This window comes from Herbiconiux flava, assembly GCF_013409865.1.
Lineage (GTDB): Bacteria > Actinomycetota > Actinomycetes > Actinomycetales > Microbacteriaceae > Herbiconiux > Herbiconiux flava.
This window is the reverse complement of record NZ_JACCBM010000001.1, coordinates 1,364,309-1,385,702: the sequence shown is the minus strand read 5'-3', so window position 1 is coordinate 1,385,702 and position 21,394 is coordinate 1,364,309. Positions and strand designations below refer to the sequence as shown.

At 71.3% G+C, this 21,394-nt stretch carries 18 protein-coding genes; 8 read left to right on the top strand and 10 right to left on the bottom strand.

The window, feature by feature from the left end; all coding sequences use genetic code 11:
• Positions 1 to 1,017, bottom strand: coding sequence for a LacI family DNA-binding transcriptional regulator (locus tag BJ984_RS06615; protein ID WP_179547351.1), 1,017 nt, complete (start codon positions 1,015 to 1,017; stop codon positions 1 to 3).
• A gap of 285 nt (positions 1,018 to 1,302) precedes the next feature.
• Between BJ984_RS06615 and BJ984_RS06610 the strand changes: the two genes are divergently transcribed.
• The 6 genes from BJ984_RS06610 (at position 1,303) to BJ984_RS06585 (ending at position 7,648) form a co-directional block, all read left to right on the top strand.
• On the top strand, positions 1,303 to 2,358 hold the full coding sequence (locus BJ984_RS06610; protein WP_179547350.1) for an ABC transporter substrate-binding protein: 1,056 nt from the start codon (positions 1,303 to 1,305) through the stop codon (positions 2,356 to 2,358).
• Positions 2,359 to 2,435: 77 nt separating this feature from the next.
• Positions 2,436 to 3,263 carry an ABC transporter ATP-binding protein gene (locus BJ984_RS06605; RefSeq protein WP_179547349.1) on the top strand — a complete coding sequence of 276 codons (828 nt, stop codon included), beginning with the start codon at positions 2,436 to 2,438 and terminating at the stop codon, positions 3,261 to 3,263.
• 2 nt (positions 3,264 to 3,265) lie between these two features.
• The gene (locus BJ984_RS06600) at positions 3,266 to 4,957 is read left to right on the top strand and encodes an ABC transporter permease (RefSeq protein ID WP_179547348.1); all 1,692 of its coding nucleotides are present in this window, start codon (positions 3,266 to 3,268) and stop codon (positions 4,955 to 4,957) included.
• A 109-nt stretch (positions 4,958 to 5,066) separates the two neighbouring features.
• The gene (locus tag BJ984_RS06595) at positions 5,067 to 5,765 is read left to right on the top strand and encodes a purine-nucleoside phosphorylase (protein WP_173183234.1); all 699 of its coding nucleotides are present in this window, start codon (positions 5,067 to 5,069) and stop codon (positions 5,763 to 5,765) included.
• Positions 5,766 to 5,776: 11 nt separating this feature from the next.
• Positions 5,777 to 7,189 carry an amidohydrolase gene (locus tag BJ984_RS06590; RefSeq protein ID WP_179547347.1) on the top strand — a complete coding sequence of 471 codons (1,413 nt, stop codon included), beginning with the start codon at positions 5,777 to 5,779 and terminating at the stop codon, positions 7,187 to 7,189.
• A gap of 66 nt (positions 7,190 to 7,255) precedes the next feature.
• The gene (locus tag BJ984_RS06585; protein WP_179547346.1) at positions 7,256 to 7,648 is read left to right on the top strand and encodes a ChaB family protein; all 393 of its coding nucleotides are present in this window, start codon (positions 7,256 to 7,258) and stop codon (positions 7,646 to 7,648) included.
• A gap of 83 nt (positions 7,649 to 7,731) precedes the next feature.
• Here the strand turns inward: BJ984_RS06585 and BJ984_RS06580 are convergent, their stop codons facing one another.
• Together BJ984_RS06580 and BJ984_RS06575 are read right to left on the bottom strand one after the other, a co-directional pair.
• A complete protein-coding gene (locus tag BJ984_RS06580; protein WP_179547345.1) occupies positions 7,732 to 8,163 on the bottom strand; it encodes a hypothetical protein in 432 nt (143 codons plus the stop codon).
• Between the two features lie 33 nt (positions 8,164 to 8,196).
• Entirely contained in the window at positions 8,197 to 8,955 is a 759-nt protein-coding gene (locus BJ984_RS06575; RefSeq protein WP_271206432.1) for a TetR/AcrR family transcriptional regulator, read from the bottom strand.
• An 82-nt stretch (positions 8,956 to 9,037) separates the two neighbouring features.
• On the opposite strand from BJ984_RS06575, the gene BJ984_RS06570 reads away from it, so the two are divergent.
• Complete coding sequence (locus tag BJ984_RS06570) at positions 9,038 to 9,895, top strand: NmrA family NAD(P)-binding protein (protein WP_179547344.1); 858 nt, start codon at positions 9,038 to 9,040, stop codon at positions 9,893 to 9,895.
• Positions 9,896 to 9,965: 70 nt separating this feature from the next.
• On the opposite strand, the gene BJ984_RS06565 is transcribed toward BJ984_RS06570, so the two are convergent.
• Positions 9,966 to 12,794 carry a beta-glucosidase gene (locus BJ984_RS06565; protein ID WP_218869991.1) on the bottom strand — a complete coding sequence of 943 codons (2,829 nt, stop codon included), beginning with the start codon at positions 12,792 to 12,794 and terminating at the stop codon, positions 9,966 to 9,968.
• Between the two features lie 339 nt (positions 12,795 to 13,133).
• On the opposite strand from BJ984_RS06565, the gene BJ984_RS06560 reads away from it, so the two are divergent.
• On the top strand, positions 13,134 to 14,126 hold the full coding sequence (locus BJ984_RS06560) for a LacI family DNA-binding transcriptional regulator (RefSeq protein WP_179547343.1): 993 nt from the start codon (positions 13,134 to 13,136) through the stop codon (positions 14,124 to 14,126).
• 60 nt (positions 14,127 to 14,186) lie between these two features.
• On the opposite strand, the gene ppk2 is transcribed toward BJ984_RS06560, so the two are convergent.
• The 6 genes from ppk2 to BJ984_RS06530 form a co-directional block, all read right to left on the bottom strand.
• On the bottom strand, positions 14,187 to 15,005 hold the full coding sequence (gene ppk2 / locus BJ984_RS06555; protein WP_179547342.1) for a polyphosphate kinase 2: 819 nt from the start codon (positions 15,003 to 15,005) through the stop codon (positions 14,187 to 14,189).
• A 58-nt stretch (positions 15,006 to 15,063) separates the two neighbouring features.
• A complete protein-coding gene (locus BJ984_RS06550) occupies positions 15,064 to 17,715 on the bottom strand; it encodes an alpha-L-rhamnosidase (protein WP_218869989.1) in 2,652 nt (883 codons plus the stop codon).
• A 1-nt stretch (position 17,716) separates the two neighbouring features.
• Complete coding sequence (locus tag BJ984_RS06545; RefSeq protein WP_179547341.1) at positions 17,717 to 18,631, bottom strand: carbohydrate ABC transporter permease; 915 nt, start codon at positions 18,629 to 18,631, stop codon at positions 17,717 to 17,719.
• 4 nt (positions 18,632 to 18,635) lie between these two features.
• Positions 18,636 to 19,520 (bottom strand): carbohydrate ABC transporter permease, encoded by an 885-nt coding sequence (locus tag BJ984_RS06540; protein ID WP_179547340.1) that lies wholly within the window; start codon positions 19,518 to 19,520, stop codon positions 18,636 to 18,638.
• A 76-nt stretch (positions 19,521 to 19,596) separates the two neighbouring features.
• Positions 19,597 to 20,913, bottom strand: a complete 1,317-nt coding sequence (locus BJ984_RS06535; RefSeq protein ID WP_271206431.1) for an ABC transporter substrate-binding protein — start codon at positions 20,911 to 20,913, stop codon at positions 19,597 to 19,599.
• 122 nt (positions 20,914 to 21,035) lie between these two features.
• A complete protein-coding gene (locus tag BJ984_RS06530) occupies positions 21,036 to 21,329 on the bottom strand; it encodes a DUF4287 domain-containing protein (protein WP_179547339.1) in 294 nt (97 codons plus the stop codon).
• Between the last annotated feature and the right edge of the window lie 65 nt (positions 21,330 to 21,394).

Below are 21,394 nucleotides of genomic sequence, written 5' to 3'. Positions count from 1 at the left end.
TCACTCCGCGACCGGCCCGGTCGTCCCCCGCACCACGAGCTCGACAGGCAGCTGCACCGACGACAACCCCTCCATCGTCCCGGCGGCCAGCCCTTCGATCAGCAGCCGGGCCGACTGCCGGCCGATCTCGAGCATGTCCTGCCGCACCGTCGTCAGCCCCGGGGTCACCACCGACGCCATGTCGACGTCGTCGAACCCCACGACCGACACGTCCTCGGGCACGCGCAGGCCCTCCTCCCACAGCCGCCGCATGGCGCCGATCGCCATGAAGTCGTTGCAGGCGAACACCGCGCTGAACTTCACCTCGTGCGCGATCAGGTCGCCCATCAGCTCGTAGCCCGAGCGGATCTCGAAGTCGCCGTGGATCGCCAGGGCGTTGGGGAACGATTCGCGGATGCCGCGCATCCGCTGCACCGTCGAGTGCAGCCCCGGGAAGCCCGCGATGATCACGGCCTTGGTGTGGCCGAGCGACCGTACGTGCCGGCCGAGGTCGCGGGCACCCGAATAGTTGGTCGAGGTGACCGACGGCAGGCCCTCGAGCTCCTCGATGTCCTCGTCGGCGAGCACGATCGGGGCGGGCGAGGACGCCATCGACATGAGCTCGTCGGTGGGCTTGATCTCGCGGCTCGCCGTGTAGACGAGGCCGTCGATCGCGCGGGTGCGGAGCATGTTGAAGTAGCGCTTCTCGCGCCGCGGGTCGGAGTTCGAGGTGCTCGCGATGATCAGGCCGTAGTCGTGCTCGTTCGCCATCTCCTCCACGCCGCGGGCGATGCGGCCGAAGTACCAGTGCGAGATGTCGGGCACGGCCAGCCCGATCATCTGGCTGCGACCCGATTTCAGGCGCCGGGCCCCCGCATCCGGCACGTAGCCGAACTCGTCGATCAGCCGGTTGATGCGGAGCGCCGTGTCGGGATGCACGGGCCGTTTGCCCGAGAGCGTGTGCGACACGGTGGTCACGCTCACGCCGGCGGCCAGAGCGATCTGCTGCATGGTCCAGGGCCGGGGTCGGTCGTTCACGCCCTCAGAGTAGCCGAGCGGGCGGCGCCCCGACGCCGGTTTCGCAAAACGTGTTGCACGGCATCCTGGTGAAGAGACGAGCGGATGCGCGGGCGTTTACACCCCCGAAACACCGGGTAATGGGGCCGAAACACCGACGCTCTAGGTTGGGGCCACGCACCCGCCGCAAAACGGTTTGCAGACCCACAGCAGCACCCACAGCACCGCAGCACCACCCACAGCACCGCAGCCCCACAGCACCTCCCCCGGTTCCACCTCCCCTCCCGAGACTCCTAGGAGCACCCCATGTCCTCACTGCCCTCACGCCGCGCCCGCCGCGTGCTCGCCGCCGCGACGGCCGGCGCCCTCAGCCTCGCCGTGCTCGCCGGCTGCGCCTCCTCCTCCAGCGGCGAGACCGCCTCGGGCGACGATGTCACGCCGATCACCCTGCAGACCTCGTGGATCCCGCTCGTTCAGTTCGGCGGCAGCTACGTCGCCGACAAGGAGGGCTACTACGAGAAGAACGGCGTGGACGTCGACATCCTCCCCGGCGGCCCCGACGTCGACTCGATGGCCGCGGTGGTCTCGGGCCAGGCCGACATCGGCATGGGCAACGCCGACACCGTCGCCCGTGCCAACGAGCAGGGCGCCGACCTGGTGATCATCGCCGCCGGCTTCCAGAAGAACCCCCTCGCCATCCTGTCGAGCCCCGACAAGCCGATCGCGACGCCGGCCGACATGGCCGGCATGAAGATCGGCGTGCCCTCGGGCGACGAGGCCGCCCAGGAGGCGCTGCTCGCCGCGAACGACGTCGACGCCTCGAAGGTCACGAGCGTGCCGGTCGGCTTCGACGTCGCCCCGCTCGTCTCGGGCGAGGTCGACGGCCTGTGGGTGTTCTACTCCGAGCAGCCCATCGCCTACGAGGAGGCCACCGGCAAGGCCGGCACCGTCTTCCTCACCGCCGACTACGGCCTCGACATCTACGCCCAGGTCTACGCGGTCACCCGGGAGAGCCTCGAGGACGACGGCAAGCGCGCCGCCATCGAGGGCTTCCTCAAGGGCGAGATCGAGGGCTGGCAGGACTACGTGGCCGACCCGACCGAGGCCGTCGAGCTCACCGTCAACGACTACGCGAAGGACGGCGGCCTGACCATCGAGGAGCAGACCAAGCAGGCCCAGCTCCAGATGGACCTGCTCGTCACCGACGAGACCAAGGAGAACGGTCTGCTCACGATGTCCTCCGACGCCATCGCGAAGAACGTCGCGACCCTCGACACGCTGGGCATCACCGGCGTCGACGACTCGCTCTTCGACACCTCGGTGCTCGACGAGGTCTACGCGGGCTCGAACACCATCAAGTAGCACCGACCGGGCCCTTCTCCCGCGCGATCCCGCCGCGGGAGGAGGGCCCGGGCTTCACCACCAGCAACGGAGGCGCCGTGACCGGCTCTGGCTTCACCCTCAGCAATCTGACCAAGGTCTACTCGTCGAAGAAGAGCGACGTGCTCGCCCTCGACGACGTGTCGCTCGCCGTGCCGCAGGGCTCGTTCACCGCGCTGCTCGGCCCGTCGGGCTGCGGCAAGTCCACCATCCTGCGCATCCTCGCCGACCTAGAGTCGTACTCGGCCGGCGAGGTCACGATCCACGGCGAGACGCCGGCGGACATCCGCTCGGCGCACCGCCTCGGGCTCGCCCTGCAGGACCCGTCGCTGCTGCCCTGGCGCAGCGTCCGCGACAACATCCGGCTGCCCGGGCAGGTCATGCGCACGCCCATCCCGGCCTCGCGAATCGACGAGCTGATCCGCCTCGTGGGCCTCGAAGGCTTCGCGGATGCGCGTCCCGCCCAGCTCTCGGGAGGCATGCGCCAGCGCGTGGCGATCGCCCGCGCCATCGTCGCCGAGCCCGAGATCCTGCTGCTCGACGAGCCGTTCGGCGCCCTCGACGAGATCACCCGGCAGCGGATGAACGAGGAGCTGCAGAAGCTCTGGTCGGCCACGAAGGCCACCGCGCTGCTCGTCACCCACTCCATCTCGGAGGCGGCGTTCCTCGCCGACAAAGTCGTGGTGATGTCGCCGCGGCCCGGCCGGATCGTCGGCGAGATCGACCTCGACTTCGCCCGGCCGAGGCGGCGGGAGCTGCTCGCGACGCCCGAGTTCCACGCCGTCTGCGACGAGCTGTCGCGGATGCTGCACGCCGGCACCGACGACGACCCCGACGACCTGGTGAGCGACGGCGAGCTCGCCTCGGTCGCACCGGCGGAGGCGTGAGCGTGAGCACCGGCACGGCAGCGCCCGCCGAGACGGCCGCGTCCGCCGCCGAGCGGGCCGCCGCCGAGCGGGCCGCGAGCGCCATCGCCACCGAGCGCGCCCGCTCCCGCCGCGACTCCCGCCGCGGCGCCCTGAACGGCTGGGTCGTCACCGCCCTCGTCAGCGTCGCCCTGCTCGTGCTCTGGGAGATCGCGGCCGAGCTGTGGCTGACCCGCCTCGGCGTGCTCGCCTCGCCGACCGCGATCGTGCAGAGCCTCGTGGCCGACTGGCCCGTCTACCTCAACGCCTTCTCGGCCACCGCCTGGGTGGCGGTGCGCGGCTGGTTCTTCGGCAACCTCGCCGCCGTCGTCGTGGCGGTGCTGTTCGTGCAGCTGCCGGCGCTCGAGTCGCTCTTCCTGCGCCTCGCGCTCACCCTGTTCTGCCTTCCGCTCGTGGCGGTGAACCCGCTGCTCCAGCTCACCTTCGACCCCGACACCGCGAAGGTCGTGCTGGCGGCCCTGTCGGTGTTCTTCACCACGCTCGTCGGCACGATGCTCGGCCTCCGCTCGGCCGACGGCGGGCCGCTCACGATGGTGACGGCCTGGGGCGGCCGCTCGCTCTCGGCCCTGCGCTTCGTGCGCTTCCCCTCGGGGATCCCCGCCATCCTGACCGGCCTGCAGATCGGTGCCGCGGCGGCCGTGCTGGGCGCGATCTTCGGCGAGTTCATCGGCGCGAAGGCCGGCCTCGGCGTGCTGCTGATCAACGGCCTGATGTCGCTCGAGCTCGGCCGGGTCTGGTCGGTCGCCGTCATCGCGACCGTGATGGCCGCGGTGCCCTACGGCGTCTTCGGGTTGCTGCGCCGGTGGCTCACCCCATGGTCGGCGTCGATCTCGACCGCGCAGGCCGCCGCCCCGGCCCGGCGCGGGCCGCTCGCCGCCCGGCTGCTGCGCACGGTGGCGTGGACCGTCGGCTCGATCCTCGTGATCCTCGCCGCCTGGTGGGCCTACCTGATCGTCTTCGACATGTCGCCGTTCGTCGGCAAGACGCCGCTCGACGTCTTCGCCTACCTGTTCACGAGCGAGGACGCCGCCGCGAACCAGGCGGTGATGCTGAAGGCCCTCGGCGAGACCCTCGTGCACGCCGGCGTGGGCTACGTCGCGGGTCTCGTGATCGGCATCGCGGCGGCCGTGGCCTTCGTCACCTTCCCGGTGGTGGAGCGGGTGCTGACACCGCTCGCGGTGGCGCTGCGCTCGGTGCCGATCATCGTGCTGATCCCGGTTCTCATCCTGGCGCTCGGCCGCGGGCTCGGCGGGGTGGTCGCGATCACGGCGATCGTCACGTTCTTCCCGACGCTCGCGAACACGCAGAGCGGGCTGCGCCGCGTGCCGTCCGACGCGTTCACGCTGATGCGCAGCTACGACGCCTCGATCTGGAGCAACCTCTGGCGCCTGCAGCTGCCCTACACGCTTCCGTCGATCTTCGCCTCGGCGCGAATCGCCGCCCCCACCGCCGTGCTCGCCGCGACGCTCGCCGAGTGGCTGGCCACCGGCGACGGGCTGGGGCACGAGATCGTGGCCTCCCGCGCGCACTCCGACTACACGGGGCTCTGGGCGGCGGCCGCGATCCTCACCGCCGTCTCCCTGATCTTCTACAGCCTCGTCAGCTGGGCCGAGCGCGCGGTGCTCGCGAAGTACTCGCCGACCCAGCTCGGCTGACCCCCGGCCGACCCCACGACACCGGGCCGCGCATCCGCCCGCCGACCCGGCCACACCACCCGCACGGCCCACCAGACCCGCCCCCACGACCGCTCCCGGAAGGAACACCATGCCCACCCCGCACATCGGCGCCCTCGACGGCGACTTCGCCCCCGACGTCCTCATGCCCGGCGACCCGCGTCGCGCCAAGCTCATCGCCGAGACCTTCTTCGACTCGCCCCGGCTCGTCACCGAGGTGCGCGGCATCCTCGGCTACACCGGCACCTTCGAGGGCCGGCCGGTGTCGGTGCTCGCCTCGGGCATGGGCATCCCGTCGATGTCGATCTACAGCACCGAGCTCGCCCGCCACTACGGCGTGAAGCGCATCGTGCGCGTCGGCACCATCGGCGGCATCGCGCCCTACCTCGAGCTCGGCGACGTGATCGCGGCGAGCGCCGCCCACACCAACTCGGCGATGACGAGCGAGTGGGTTCCGGGCGTGACCCTCAGCCACGCGCCGTCGTTCGGGCTGCTCCGCAAGGCCGTCGAGTTCGGCGAGGCGACGGGCAAGCGGATGCACGTGGGGCCCCTCTTCACGACCGACGCCTTCTACAACCCCGACGTCGACCTGGTTCCGAGGCTGCTCGCCTACGGCACCATCGGCATCGACATGGAGGCGGCCGGGCTCTACGCCGTCGCGCTGAAGGAGGGCTTCGAGTCGCTGATGGTCGGCACCGTGAGCGACCTGCCCGGCTCGGAGATGACCGCCGCCGAGCGCGAGGCCACCTTCGAGAACATGGTGTCGTTCGGGCTGGCGGCGCTCGCATGAGCGGGTCGGGCATGAGCGGGTCCGGCTTGGCGCTCGGCGCGCCCACGACCTCTCCCGACCGCGGGCCGGCCGACCTCGTCATCACCGGTGCCACCGTGCTGCGTCACGACGAGACGGGCGGCATCTCGTTCGTGCCTGAGCAGATCGTCGCGATCCGTGACGGGGTGTTCGAGTCGGTGACGGATGCGGTGGACGCGAGCGGAGCATCCGTCGCCCCGCCCGCCGCCCGGGAGACGATCGACGCGCGCGGCAAGGTCGCGATGCCGGGGTTCATCAACTGCCACACGCACTCCCCCATGGTGATGTTCCGCGGAGCGGCCGAGGACGTGCCGGCCGACCGCTGGTTCAACGACTTCATCTGGCCGATGGAGGTCAACCTCACCGACGACGACGTGGAGCTCGCCACGCGGCTCGCGGCCGCCGAGATGATCCGGCACGGGGTCACGACCTTCGCGGACCACTACTTCAACATGGACCGGATCGCGAACGTGACCGACGAGACCGGCCTCCGCGGCGTGCTCGGCTCGACCTACTTCTCGAGCGACGGCCAGGCAGGGCTCGAGCAGTCGCTCGAGTTCGCGACGCGCTGGCGGGGAGCGGCGAACGGCCGGATCAGCACCGCGCTGGCTCCGCACGCGACCTACACGCTGAACGACGACGACCTCGCCGCAACCGCCAGGGCGGCCAAGGAGCACGACCTGCTCGTGCACATCCACGCCGCGGAGGGCCGCTCGCAGACCGTGCACAGCCGCGAGCGCACCGGTCGCACGCCGATCGGGGTGCTGCACGACACCGGGCTGCTCGACGGCAAGGTGCTGATCGCGCACGGAATCGGCATCGTGCCCGAGGACCTGCCGCTGCTCGCGCCCGCCGCCGCGGACGGCCGGGTCGGCGTCGGCAGTGCGCCGAAGGGCTACCTCAAGCTCGGCTTCGACACGACGCCCGTGCGCCTGCTCGCCGCAGCGGGTGTGCCGGTCGGGCTCGCGACCGACGGCGCGGCGTCGAACAACACGCTCGACGTCTGGGAGTCGATGACCTTCATGGCCTACGTGCAGAAGGCCACCGAGCTCGACACGACCTGGATGCGCGCCGAGGAGCTGCTCGACCACGCCACCACCCAGAGCGCCGCCGCCGTGCAGCTCGCGGGCGTCGTCGGGCGGATCGAGCCGGGCTACCGGGCCGACCTGATCCTCGTCGACCTGAGCGATCCGCGGGTTCAGCCCGTGCACGACCTGGCGAGCACGCTGATCTACAGCGCCCGCTCGAACGACATCGACACGACGATCGTCGACGGCCGGGTGCTGATGCGCGACCGCCGACTGCTCACGGTCGACGTGCCGGGCGTGGTCGCGGAGCTGGCGCCGCGCCTGGCGCGGCTGACCGACCGGTCGCACGGGAAGAGCATCCAGAACTACGACGCCTAGGGTTCACGGCCGTGTTGCGGGCCGCGGCGGGCGGGTTGAGGGTGGAGGGGAACGAAGGAGACGATCATGCTCGCATCGGAGGAACTCCCCTCGACCCTCGCCCGCTCGGAGAAGCACGCGCAGGCGCTCTGGAGCAAGGCGCACGACTCGGCCGTCGACAGCTACGGCGAGGGTGAGCGCGCCCACCGCACGGCCTTCGCCGCGCTGAAGCACGAATACGAGAAGGTCGGCGACCACTGGGAGCGGAAGGACGAGTCGGGCCCGTCGGACGCGAAGGCCGCGGGCGGGCGCGGGTCGGCGGGCGAGACCCAGGAGGGCGTCGACGCGAACGCGACGAAGGCGCACCTCCTCGAGCTCGCGAAGCGGCTCGACGTGCGCGGACGCTCGCGGATGACGAAGGACGAGCTGGTCGACGCGCTCAAGAAGGCGAACCGTCGCGAGACGGCCCGCAGCCGCTGAGGCGCTGAGTCGCCGGCCGCGCTGCCGCTGGCCGCTGTGCCGCTAGTCGGCGCGCCGGCCGCTGGCCGCCGGCCGCTCTGCGGCTAGTCGGCGCGCCGGCCGCGCAGGCGGAGCGACGACGCGAGGTAGGCCACCGCCGCGATCGCGCAGGCGACCGTGACGACGGTGGCCGTCGTGGTGCTGCCGCCGTCGTCGCCGGCGCGGCCGCGGTCGCCCAGCACCGGCGTGAGCTGGTTCGTGATCGCCTGCAGCGCGAACAGCGCCGCGAGCACGAAGCCGGCGGTCGGTCGCCCGGTGAGCTTCCACCACGGCCGCGGCGGCTCGATCGGCTCCTCGGGCACCCGGAAGAAGCGCGCCCCGGCGAGGATCCAGCCGAACAGGACGACGACGTAGAGCACCGGGCCGACGACCGGCCCGACCAGTGCGGCGACGAGCAGGTTGAGCAGCACGACGGCGATCCCGCCGATCAGCACGTAGAGGAACTTGCCGTACGGGTTCACGATGCGCAGCGTCATCCCATCCACCCTGCCACGACCCGCGGCCGTGTGTCAGTGGCCCGTGGCGTCCTGATCCTCGACGGCGCGGGAGAGCCACTCGGCGAGCAGCCGGCGTTCGGCGGCCGAGAACGCGGGGAACGCGTCGAGCTGGGCCGCGAGAGCGATCGCGGCGGATCGCGGACCGTCGAGGGCCGGGCCGGGAGCCTCGGCGGCCGAATCGAAGCCGGGGACGAGGATGCGGCCGAGGACGGCCTCGAGCATCGCCTCCGCGAGGCCGGGATCGCGATCGGCCGGTGGGCTGTCGAGCAGCTGCTGCACGGTGCCGGTGGCGGCCGCGCGGATGATGCCGAGCGCGCGCTGCTCGTCGACGCGGAGCAGCCCGGCGGCCGCGAGGCCGTGGATGCGGGAGCGCAGCACCGCGAGCCCGGCGTCGAGCGCCGGGGAGCGGCGGCTGCGGCCGGCCTCGCCGAGCAGCCGATGCAGCTCGGGATTCGTCAGGGCGTAGTCGAGTTGCTGGCGCCAGCCGTCGCGCAGCGCCTCGACCGGGTCGGTGCCGGCGGGAAGGGCCGTCTTGCGGGCCACGAACTCGCCCAGCACATGCTCGGCGACGGCGTCGACGAGGCCGTCCTTGTCGCCGAAGAGGCGGTAGATCGTGGGGGCCTGCACTCCGGCGGCATCGGCGACGCGGCGGGTGGTGAGGGCCGCGGCCCCGCTCTCACGCAGCATCTCGGCGGCGACCTCGACGATGCGCGAGCGCACGGCGCCGCGCTGCGGCTGGGTTGCCACGGGGGCGAACTCGTCGACGCTCACGGATCAACGATAACAGTGACTTGCGATCGATGGAAACACCCTGCTACCGTCCGTTATCACTGGAAACACGATAGGAGTAGCAATGATCATCATCACCGGAGCGACCGGGGAACTGGGCTCGCGGATCGTCGACCGGCTCCTCGAGCGGGTACCGCCGGAGACCGTCGGCGTCAGCGTGCGCGACCCCGCCCGTGCGCAGACGCTCGCCGACCGCGGAGTGCGGGTGCGGGCGGGTGACTTCACCGAGCCCGAGACCCTCGGGCACGCGTTCGAGGGCGCCGACCGGGTGCTCGTCATCTCGGCCTCGATCCGGGGCGACGCCGCGGTGGGGGCGAACCTGGCCGCCGTCGACGCGGCGGTCACGGCCGGCGCCGGGCGCATCCTCTACACGAGCCATCAGGCGTCGGCCGCCGACTCGCTCTTCGCCCCCCAGGCCGTGCACGCGGCGACCGAGCAGCATCTCGCCCGGCTCACGGTGCCCACCACGGCGCTGCGGAACGGCTTCTACGCGAACACCCTCGCGTTCCAGCTCGACGGCGCGCTGACGACGGGCACGGTCGCGGCGCCGGCCGACGGCCCGGTCTCCTGGACGGCGCACGACGACCTCGCCGAGGCCGCCGCGATCCTGCTGGCGGCCGAGCACCCGGGCGACGGGGTCACCGCTCCGCTCACGGCCGCCGAGGCGCTCGACCTGGAGCAGGTGGCCGCCGAGCTCAGCGCCCTCACCGGCCGCACCATCACCCGCACCGTCGTGGACGATGAGGAGTGGCTGGCATCGGTGATCGAGCACGGCATGCCGGCACCGGCCGCCGAGTTCACGCTCGGGCTCTACCGGGCCGCACGCCGCGGCGAGTTCGACGTGGTCGACCCGGCTCTCGGCGAGCTGCTCGGCCGTCCGCCCCTCCCGGTCGCGGCGACCCTGCGGCGCCTGCTCGGCTGAGCGGGCGGAGACGGACCGACGGCCCTTCCCCGCGAGAGGAAGGGCCGTCGGGGACGCGCCACCGGCTCCGTCAGCCGGCGTTCCGCGCGCCGCGCCGGCGCACGAGCACCGTCACGGCGCCGCCTGCCACGAGGAGCAGCGCCAAGGCGGCGATGCCACCGGCCGCGAGGCCCGTGGAGGCGAGACCGCCCGCCGGCGACGACCCGGCACCCGGCGCCGGCGAGGCAGAGGGCGACGAGGACGGCGAGGGCGACGGCGACGGCCCGGCCGCCGCATAGTCGAACGTGCCCACCGCGCTCACGAGCCCCGCGACGTCGGTGGCGCGGAAGACGATCCGCTCCCCCGCCGACGCGACCGGCACCGGCCCGGTGTACGCCTGCCACGTGGGCGAGTCGGCAGCGACGGCCCACTCGACCGAGGCGACGCCGGAGGCGGCGTCCGTGGCCGCCAGCACGATCGCACCCGCCGAGCGGTCGGCCGACGCCGAGACGGTGGGGGCGGTGCGGTCGAGCGGCAGCGTGACGCTCGTGATGGACGAGACGCTGCCCGCCGCATCCGTCGCCCGCACCTCGAGGGTGTGCGCCCCGTCGGTCGAGACCGTGACCGTGCCGCCGTCGACCCAGCCGGCGCCGTCGAGGTTCGTCGAGACGACCGGAGCCGGGTCGACGTCGTCGACCGCGGTGGCCGTGACGGTCACGGGCGAGACGAACCAGCCCGCCGCGCCGTCGGGCGCCGTGGGCGAGGTCGCCACCGAGACGACCGGCGCGGTGCCCGCGGTGTCGACCACGACCGAGTCGGTGAGGGGCAGCTCACGCGACGACGACCCGACCGAGACGGTGTAGCCGCCGTCGACGACCTCCCACGCGTCCGCCGAGACGTCCCAGATCGAGAACGGGTGGTCGGCCGACTCCGACGAGATCGTCGTCGTGACCCGCTGGGAGGCGCCGGGCTCGAGAGCGACCCGATCGTAGCCGACCAGCCGCTTGCCGGGCGCTTCCGCCGAAGACGGCAGCGTGAGGTACACCTGCGGCACCTCGGTGCCGGCCACCGACCCGGTGTTCGTCACGGTGAACGACGCGGTGGTCGAGACGGTGCCGCCCGAGACCGCGGTCGACAGCTCGAGCTCGGAGTAGCCGAACGAGGTGTACGACAGCCCGTGCCCGAACTCGAACAGCGGGTCGATGCCCTGCTCGTCGTACCACTTGTGCCCGATCGCCAGTCCCTCGCTGTAGTCGACCTGCGTTATGCCCTCGGCATCCACGATTCCCGGGTACTGCGAGGGGGTGGGGGTCGGGGTGTCGGCGAGCGACTTCGGGAAGGTCATCGGCAGCTTGCCCGAGGGGTTCGTGTCGCCCCAGAGCAGCGACGCGAGCGCGGGGCCCTGCTGCTCACCGGGGTACCAGGCCTGCAGCACGCCGTCGACCTGGTCGAGCCAGGGCATGTCGGTGGCGCTGCCGGTCTCGAGCACGACGACCGTGTTCGGGTTGGCGGCCGCGACCGCCGCGATGAGCTCGTCGCCGCCGTCGGCGAGGCCGAGGCCCGGGATGTCGCTGAACTCGCCCGAGCGGTAGTAGCCGAACACGATCGCCACGTCGGCCGAGGCTGCGGTGGCCGCAGCTGCCGCGGGGTCGGCTCCGTTCGACACGACGACGGATGCTCCCGCCTCAGCAGCGCGGGAGGCGAACGCCGTGTCGGGTGCCACCACGTCCTCGCACGCCAGCGTGTTGGGGCTGCCGAAGCGCCACGACATGCTGCACACCGACGAGGCGCTGATGCCATTGGTCGGGGTGTTCGACACCGTCGGGCCGATCAGCGCGATGGTGGAGCCGTCGGAGGCGTCGAGCGGCAGCAGGCCGTCGTTCTTCAGCAGCACCGAGCCCTCCTCGGCGATGCTCCGCGCGAGCGCCTTGTGCTCGGGCGTCGAGGCGTCGTCCACCGGGGTCTCGGGCGCCGGCCTGTCGAACAGTCCGGCCCCGATGTACGACTTCACCACGCTGTACGCGGCGGTGTCGACGGTGGCCTCGGTGAGCGAGCCGTCGGCGAGCGCCGCGTCGAGCAGCGCCGGTGTGTAGTGGATGGGACGGTTCAGTTCCTGGTCGAGACCGGCGTTCAGCGCATCCGCTGTGCTGTGCACGGCCCCGAAGTCGGAGACGACGTAGCCGTCGAAGCCGAGTTGCGCCCGCAGATCGGTGTTCAGCAGCGGGTTCTCGCAGCCGTACACGCCGTTGATCTGGTTGTACGAGCACATCACGCCGGCCGGCTCTCCGCCGTCGACGAGGATCTCGAACGGCAGGTCGTAGGCTTCCTTCAGCGTGCGCTCGTCGAGGTTCGACGAGCTGGTCTGACGGTCGGTCTCCTGCTCGTTGCCCACGTAGTGCTTCAGCACGGCGAGCGTCGGCTTCTCGGGGTCGCCCTCCTCGAGCCCACGGGTGTTCGCGGCGCCGAGGGTGCCGCTGAGCAGCGGGTCCTCGCCGAGGTACTCGGCGGTGCGGCCCGAGAGCGGGGTGCGGCCGCCGGCGATGCCGGGGCCGAGCACGCCGGCCTTGCCCTTGTCCCACGCCTCGGCGGCCTGGGCGGCGCCCTTGTCGAAGGCGAGGTCGGCGTTCCAGCTCGAGGCGAGCGCGATCTGGGCCGGGAAGGCCGTGACGCCCTCGGTGAAGCGCACGCCGTCGGGGCCGTCGGTGTAGACGATCGTCGGGGTGCAGCCCACCTGCTCGGGGTACGAGACGCCGCTGAACTCGGTCTGCTGGGGCGTGTTCGCCGCCTGCTCGTTCAGCCAGCGGTACTTCTGGCCGAGCGAGCTCGCGTCCAGCAGCAGCCGGGCGCGCTCGTCGGCGCCGAGGGCGGTGTCCATCCAGGGGCACTCGGCCAGGTCGACGGATGCGCGTGCCCCCGTCACTCCTGACGCCGATGCCGTGCCGACAGTCGCTCCGGCCGTCGCGTCGGCTGCGGATGCCGGCCCGCCCGCCAGGGCCGACCCACCCGCGGCCAACGCCAGCGCGAGCCCCCCGGCCAGCAGTCCACGCCTCGATCTCTTCGTTGAATTCATGCCACTCCAATGTGACTAGAGGTGTTGTGCGGCGCTGATTGAAGCGCTTCAAGTTAAAGTAGGTGCGGCACTGGCGTGTGTCAACAGGAGTCGTGCGGAAATTCCCTAAGCTGGCTGGAGCCCGGAGCGGAGCTCTGGCTGCACCCCGAGCCGCGGAGAACGATGTCGACCAGCAGGAGCATGCCGAGCATGAGCGACGTGGCGGCGCGCGCCGGCGTCGCCCTCGGCACGGTGTCGAACGTGCTCAACCACCCCGACAAGGTGGCCGAGGCCACGCTGAAGCGGGTGCATTCGGCGATCGACGAGCTCGGCTTCGTGCGCAACAACCAGGCCCGCTCGCTCGCGATGGGCCGCAGCACCACCCTCGGCCTCGTCGTCACCGACATCGGCAACTCGTTCTTCGTCGACATCGCCCGGGGCGCCGAGGAGGGCGCGGCCGCGAACGGCATGACCCTCCTGCTCGCCAACAGCGACAACGACTACGCCAAGCAGGAGACCTACCTCGACCTCTTCGACCAGGCGCGCTTCGCGGGCATCCTGCTCGCCCCGTTCGAGGCGGCGCCCGAGAGCGCCCATCGTCTGCGCGGCCACGGCCGCCCGGTGCTGCTGCTGAACGTCGCCGTGCCGGTCGACGAGGGCTGCTCGATCGTGGTCGACAACTTCCAGGGCGGCTACCTCGCCGCCCGCCACCTGATCGACGAGGGCCGCCGGCGCCTCGCCTTCGTGGGCGGGCCCGACCGGCTCGAGCCACTCCTCGAGCGCCGGCTCGGCGCCGAGCGCGCGGTGGCCGAGACGAACGGCGCCGTCACGCTCGAGGAGATCATCGTGGGCGCGGTCAACGCCCCCGAGGGCCGGGCGGCCGGCTCGATCATCCTGGACCGCGCGCCGGAGGAGCGGCCCGACGGCGTCTTCGCCGCCTCCGACCTGCTGGCCCTCGGGCTCGTGCAGACGCTCTCGGCGGCGCTGCGCATCCCCGACGACCTCGCCGTGATCGGCTACGACAACAACAGCGCCGTGCGCGAGAGCGCCATCCCGATCTCCACCATCGCCCAGCCCGGGCGCGAGATGGGCGAGATCGGCGCCCGCCTGCTCTGGAGCGAGGTCGCCGACGAGGGCCACGAGCACGAGCACGTCGTGCTGGCGCCGGCCCTCATCGCCCGCGCGAGCTCGGTGCGTCGCTAGCGCGAAGCCCTGCGCCATCGCCCGCACGAGCTCGGTGCGGCGCTAGCGCGAAGCCCCGCCTCAGCCCAGCGTGTGCGCGTGGTCGGGCACGTACTGGAACCGGTCGCGCGCGGGCCGCTCGTAGGAGTCCGACGCCGGACGCCCGGGGATGTCGATCGGCTCGGGCTCGCGGTGCTCGTAGGGCACGCGGGACAGCAGGTGGTTGATGGCGTTCAGCCGCGCGGCCCGCTTGTCGTCGCTCTCGATGGTCCACCAGGGCGCGTCGGCGTGGTCGGTGGCCTCGAACATCTCGTCCTTCGCCCTTGAGTAGTCCTCCCAGCGGGTGATCGACTGCAGGTCGGTGTCCGAGAGCTTCCAGCGCCGCATCGGGTCGTCCAGCCGCGAGCGGAACCGGTCCTCCTGCACGTCGTCGGAGACCGAGAACCAGTACTTGATCAGGATGATGCCGTCCTCCACGAGCATCCGCTCGAACACCGGGGTCTGGCGCAGGAAGAGGCGGTACTGCTCGGGCGTGCAGTAGCCCATCACCCGCTCGACGCCCGCGCGGTTGTACCAGGAGCGGTCCATCAGCACGATCTCGCCCGTGGTGGGCAGGTGCTCGATGTAGCGCTGGAAGTACCACTGCCCCTTCTCCTGCTCGCTGGGCGTCGGCAGCGCCACCACCCGGGCCGAGCGGGGGTTGAGGTACTGCACGATGCGCTTGATCGCGCCGCCCTTGCCCGCGGCGTCGCGGCCCTCGAAGATCACGACCACGCGGGCGCCGGTCTCGATCACCCAGCGCTGCATGGTCACCAGCTCGATCTGCAGCCGCTCCAGCTCCGCCTCGTAGAGGTCCTTGCGGACGCGCTCGACCTGCGGGCGGGGTTTCTTCTTCGACATGGCGCGTGATCCCAGCTGTCCTCGACGGACCTCGGCGGACGCCGGATCGGCGCCTTCGTCACGCTACGCCCGACACCGCCTCGACGCTCGCCCGGAAGGCATGGTCACCCGGGCCGACCTGGGTCACCGTGCCGTCGGGCAGCTCGACGGCGCCGGTCACGCCGGTGGGCAGGTGCACGAGCAGGGAGAACTCCTCCCCCTGCATCGACCACTCGGTCGTGATCGGTCCGTAGCCCGATTCGAGACGAGCGGATGCACGCTCGAGCGGCCCCGGACGCGGTGCGATCCGCACCGTGCGGTACCCGGCCGAGGTCGCCTCGATGCCGCCGATCACCCGATGCATCCAGTCGGCGACCGAGCCCAGCGCGTAGTGGTTGAACGACGTCATGCTGCCGGGATTCACCGTGAGGTCGTCGAGCAGGCTGTCCCAGCGCTCCCAGATCGTGGTGGCGCCCTTGTCGACCATCGACAGCCACGAGGGGCTCCGGTGCTCGAGCAGCAGCGCGAAGGCGGTGTCCGCGTGACCCGTCTCGGTGAGGGCGTCGCTCAGCAGGTTCACGCCTGCGAAGCCGGCCCCGACCCGGTGCCCCCCGTCCCGCACCAGCCGGGCCAGCGCGTCACCCGCCTCCTGGCGGCGGGCCTGGTCGCGCAGCAGCCCGAAGCGCACGGCGAGCGCCAGCGCGGTCTGCGTCTGCTGATCCAGCGGACGGTCGGCACCGCCCCACTCGGCGGTGAAGGCGTCGGCGATCTCGAGGTGCAGCCGGTGGTAGCGCTCGGCGTCCGCCGTCAGCCCGAGGGCGGCGGCCGTCTGCGAGAGCGTCTCGGCCGACCAGGCGAAGTACGCCGTGGCCACGAGGTACGGATCGGTCACGGCGAGCGCCGGGTCGTCGGGCGGTGCGTTCGGGTCGAGCCAGTCGCCGAGCTGCATGCCCGTGTTCCAGAGTCGCGACGGGCCGGCGAGCCGGGTGACCTGGTCGACCCAGGCCGAGGCGCTCGGGTACTGCCGCGCGAGCAGCTCGCGATCGGCGAAAGCCCGCCAGAGCGCCCAGGGCGTGAGCACGGCGGCATCGCCCCAGACGGCGGCGGGCTGGATCGGCGTCCACATCGGCGCGCCGGGGATGACCGGCACGTACCAGGGCACCGTGCCGAACCGCTCCTGCTCGGCCGAGAGGTCGCGCAGCCAGCTGCTGAGCAGTCCCGAGCAGTCGTAGAGGTAGCTCGCGGTGGGGGCGAACACCTGGATGTCACCCGTCCAGCCGAGCCGCTCGTCGCGCTGCGGGCAGTCCATCGGGATGTCGACGAAGTTGCTGCGCATGCTCCAGCGGATGTTCTCGTGCAGCCGGTTCAGCCCCTCGTGCGAGGTGCTCAGCCAGCCGGTGCGCCGCATGTCGGAGTGGTACACCCGGCCCACGACGTCGAGCCCCTCGAGCGGGCCGTCGTAGCCCTCGATCTCGGCGTAGCGGAAGCCGTGGATGGTGAACCGCGGCTCCCAGTCGATCGCGCCCGTCGACCCGCGGTACTCGTCGACCGAGGTCGCGTCGCGCAGGGTGCGCGTGTAGAGCTCGCCGTCCTGCAGCACCTCCGCGTGCCGCAGCACGAGCCGTTCCCCGACCCCGGTGGCGGCGCGCACGCGCAGGCGCCCCGAGAAGTTCTGGCCGAAGTCGAGCACGACCGAGCCGCGCTCGGTGCGCCGCACGGCGACCGGCACGAGCTCCTCGGTGCAGCGCACCGGCGGCCCCTCGGCGGCCACGAAGGTGCCGGGGGCGAACTCGGCCACCTTGGCGGGCTGCCACGCCGAGTCGTCGAAGCCCGGTCGGGTCCACCCCTCGGGCACGAGCGTCGCGTCGAACGTCTCGCCCGTGTAGAGGCTCGACTTGACGATGGGCGACGGATGCGCGACCCAGTCGGTCCCCGTGCCGATCACCTCGACCGTGCCGTCGGCCCGCTCGATCTCGAGCTGCGCGAGCAGGGCGATGTCGGTGCCGTAGATGTTCAGCGTGCCGCCGTCGAAGCCGTAGCGTCCGCGCCACCAGCCGTCGGCCATCCAGGCGCCGATCGCGTTCCCGCCGGCGGTGAGATGGTCGGTGACGTCGTAGCTGAGGGTGCGGAGCCTGTCCTGGTAGACGGTCCAGCCCGGGGCGAGGATGTCGTCGCCGACCCGCCGCCCGTTGATCTCGAGCTCCGTCAGGCCGTGGGCCGTGACGTGCAGACGGGCCCGGCGGGGCGCGTCGGCGAGCTCGAACTCCCGCCGGAACAGCGGCGGCCGGCGGTCGTCGTCGGAGTGGTCCTCGGGCCAGGGCGGCTGGATGCCGGTCGCGGTCCAGTCGAGCGGATCGAGGAGGCCGGCCTCGAGGGTCAGCGGCGCCGACCAGTCGGAGGCCGCACCGTCGGCGCCGGTCACGCGCACCGCCACGGTGGCGATCTCGCGCGAGTGCAGGGGCGGGGCAGGCCAGGGCACGAGCAGCTGCTCGGCGGAGTCGACGGCGAACCGCTCCTCGCCCGCGCCTGCGCGCTGCACGCTCAGCTCGTAGCCGTGCTGGCTCCAGGCGGGCGCCGCCTCGGTCTGCCAGCTCAGGCGGGGAACGGCCGTGCCGAGACCGAACGGCACGTCGAGGTGCTCGGCCGAGACGCGGATGACCACGGGGGCGGCCCGCGGGTGGGCGCGGTCGAGCATCCGGGCCCCCGCAGGGGAATCGTCGAGGCGGGTCACGTCAGCCCTTCACGGAGCCGGCGGTGAGGCCGCGCATGACCCGCTGGTTCAGGAACAGGTAGAGCACGAGGATGCCGACCACGTTGATGCAGATCGCCGCGAAGGTCGGGCCGTACTGCACCTGGCCGAACTGACCGGTGAAGTTGAGCAGGCCCACCTGGATGGTCTGGAAGTCGCCGACGCTCGTGAAGGTCAGGGCGATCAGCAGGTCGTTCCAGATGAAGAAGAACTGCACGAGGGCGACCGTGAAGACGGCGTTCCGCACCATCGGGAAGCCGATCGAGAGGAAGGAGCGGTAGATGCTCGCCCCGTCGATCGCGGCGGCCTCGAAGATCTCACGCGGCACGGCCCGGAAGTAGGTGGCCATCATGAACACGGTCAGCGGCAGACCGGTGGCCGTGTAGGTCAGGATGAGCGGCCAGATCGTTCCCGTGAGGTGGGTCTGGAAGTAGGCCGAGAACAGCGGCAGCAGGATCATCTGCCCGGGCACCATGATGCCGGCGAGGAAGAGCAGCAGCACGCCGCCGCGACCCTTCCAGATCAGCACCTCGAGCGCGAAGCCCGCGGCGACGCCGAGCACGACGATCAGGGCGAGCGACGGGAAGGTCGCGAGCGCGCTGTTCAGGATGTACCGGCCGATGTCGCCGTCGACCCAGGCGACCTGGTAGTTCTCGAAGTTGAGGAAGTTCTCGGGCAGCGCCCACGACGGGCTGTTCAGCCACTCGCTCTGGGTCTTCAGCGACCCGAGCAGCAGCCAGATCAGCGGCAGCACGGTGATGGCGAGCAGGAAGCCGATGACGAGGGTCTTCAGGGCGATGCTGCCGGCACGGCGCGGGGTCATCCGGCGACGGATGCGCAGCGGGCGGCCGGGCTTCGCCGACGTCGGGCGGCCGGGGGCGGATGCGGTGGTGGTCATGGGATCAGCCCTTGGTCAGGTCACGTCGTGACGAGCGGAAGATGAAGATCGTGACCAGCAGGCAGATCACGGTGAGCAGCAGGGCGATGGTGCTTCCGTAGCCGTAGTCGCCGTAGCTGAAGGCCGTGCGGAACATCAGCAGGGTGAGCGGGGTGGTCGACGAGCCCGGCCCGCCGTTCGTCAGGGCGAGCACCGAGTCGAACACCTTGAGTGTGCCGTTGATGCTGAAGATGATGGAGGAGAGCAGCACCGGCAGCGACATCGGGATGACGATGCGGCGGATGAGCGTCCAGCCGCCGGCGCCGTCGAGGCGGGCCGACTCCATCACCTCCTCGGGGATGTCGAGGAGACCGGCGTACAGGAGCACGGCGTAGAAACCCATCGAGCGCCAGATGTCCATGACGACGAGCACGAGGAACGCGGTGTCGGGCGATCCGAACCAGTCGACCGAGGGAAGCCCGAAGAGGTTGATGAACTCGTTGACGATGCCGTTCTGCGGAGCCACCTCGAACATCTTCTGGAACAGCAGCGAGACCGCGACGGTGGGGAGCACGATCGGGAAGAAGACGAGGGTGCGCACGAGGCTCGAGGCCTTGCGCAGCCAGAACACGTAGAGGAGGGAGAGGGCGTAGCCCACCAGAACCTGCCCCACCGTGAGGATCACGGCGTACTTCAGCGTGAACAGCAGCGCCTCGCCGACCTTCGGGTCACTGAAGAGCTTGGCGAAGTTGTCGAGGCCGGAGAACTCGAAGCCGGTGATGACGCTGCCGGTGAACAGCGTGTAGCCGAGCGACCAGAGCACCGGCACGAGCATGATCACGGTGTAGATCAGCAGCGCCGGTCCGACGAAGACGAGCACGGCGCGTTTGTTGCCGAAGACGTTGTTCATGGTGGGGCTTTCGGGTGGGTGACGAGCGGAGGGCTGCGGGGCGGAGGCGCCCCGCAGCCCGGGATGGTGCGGAGGGTCAGTTGCCGAGGTCGGCCTGCACCAGCTCCATGAACTGCTCGGGCGTGATGGCGCCGGTGACCAGCTGGGCCGCGTTGGTCTGGCTGGTCGTGGTGGCCTGCGCGTCGAAGAGGGCCTCGAACCAGAGCACGCTGTCGCTGGACTCGTCGATCGTGGTCTGCAGCTCGGCGGTCAGCGGCGGCACCTCGACGGCGTCGTCGTTCACCGTGAAGCCGCTCAGCACGCCCTGGTCACCCAGCGAGGCTGCGCCGTAGTTGTCGGCGATGCAGCTCAGCCACGCGCCGACCTTCTCGTTGTAGGCCTTCTTCGACACCGCGATCGGCACACCCACGTTGGCGGCGAGCTGGGCGTTCGAGCCCTCGCCGCCGGCGACGTCGGGGAACGCCACGAAGCCGATGTTCTCGGCGCCGATCTCGTTCGTGTCGGCGTTGAACGCGCTGAGCGCCCAGCTGCCCATGTAGAGGAACGCGGCCTTGCCGGTGGTGAAGGTGTTCAGCGAGGTGTCGTAGTCGATCGATCCGACGCCCTCGCCGAAGTAGCCCTCGGAGCCCAGCTCGGCCACGGCGGCTGCGGCCTCGACGTACTCGGGGTCGGTGAGCTTCGCGTCGCCGTCGGCGACCTTCTGCAGCGCATCCGGCCCGATCGTGCGGAACAGGTAGTTGCCGACGAGGCGGGTCAGCGGCCAGCCCTGCTCGCCCGAGGCCGAGAACGGCTGCACGCCGGCGGCCTTCAGGGTCGCGGCGGCGTCGGTCAGCTCGTCCCACGTGGTGGGCGGGGTGATGCCGTTCTGCTCGAGGATCTGCTTGTTGTACCAGAGGCCCTCGACGTTGAACTCGGTCGGCAGCGCGATCACCGAGCCGTAGAGGCTCTCGATGGTCGAGGTCGCGGCGGGGAGGAGGTCGTCGGAGACGCCCAGGTCGTCGAAGGTGCTCTGGATGTCGAGCAGCTGGCCGTTGTCGTTGAGGTCCTTGGCGAGCTGCGGGGTGTTGCCGGCGGCGAAGATCGTGGGCAGGGCGTCCTGGCCGGCGAGCAGCTGGAGCTGCTGGTCGAAGCTCGCCTGCGGCTGGTTCGTGATCTTCAGGGGCAGGGCGTCGTTCTCGGCCTTGCAGGCGCCGGTGCTGAGACCGGTCAGGATGTCGGCCACCGCGGTGTTCTCGGTGAGGGACAGGTAGGTGAACTCGGAGGCTCCGTCGCCGGAACCCTCCGAGCCTCCGCCTCCCGCCGAGCATCCCGTCAGAACCAGGGCGCCGGCACCGGCCAGCGCGACCATGGGGACGAGGGAGCGGCGGAGACGAGCGGTGCGTGCTGTGGTCACAATTCCTCCTTGAAGTGCGAGCCTTCGTAATTGAAGCGCTTCAAGTGACCACCATAAGAACGCGGGGGGTCGGTGTCAAGCGCGGATGTTCTGGCGGTGTAACGATTCAACCCGGGCCCGGGTCAGTAGCCGTCAGGCTTCGTCGCGACGCCGTCGAGCCAGAGGTGGTCGTTCGGATCGCTGTGGGTGGTGCCGGAGTCGACGTGCTTCGACGCGATGCGATCGCCCTTGGTGATGACGTGCACCATCGCCATGCCGTGACCGCGGCCGAGGCCGTAGTCGTCGGCGAGCCAGGCGAGGATGGGGCCGGCCTTCGTGTCGGGGCCGAAGCCGCGGTCGGTCGCCAGGGCGACGAGCTCGCGGGGCGTGAGGCCGGTCTTCTTCTCGACGGTGTCGAGGTAGGCCTGGAACGACATGGGTCCTCCTTGGTGGTCGGCCTCCTGCCGGCCGTGGTGCCAGTGTGACGCATGGCGAGTGCGGC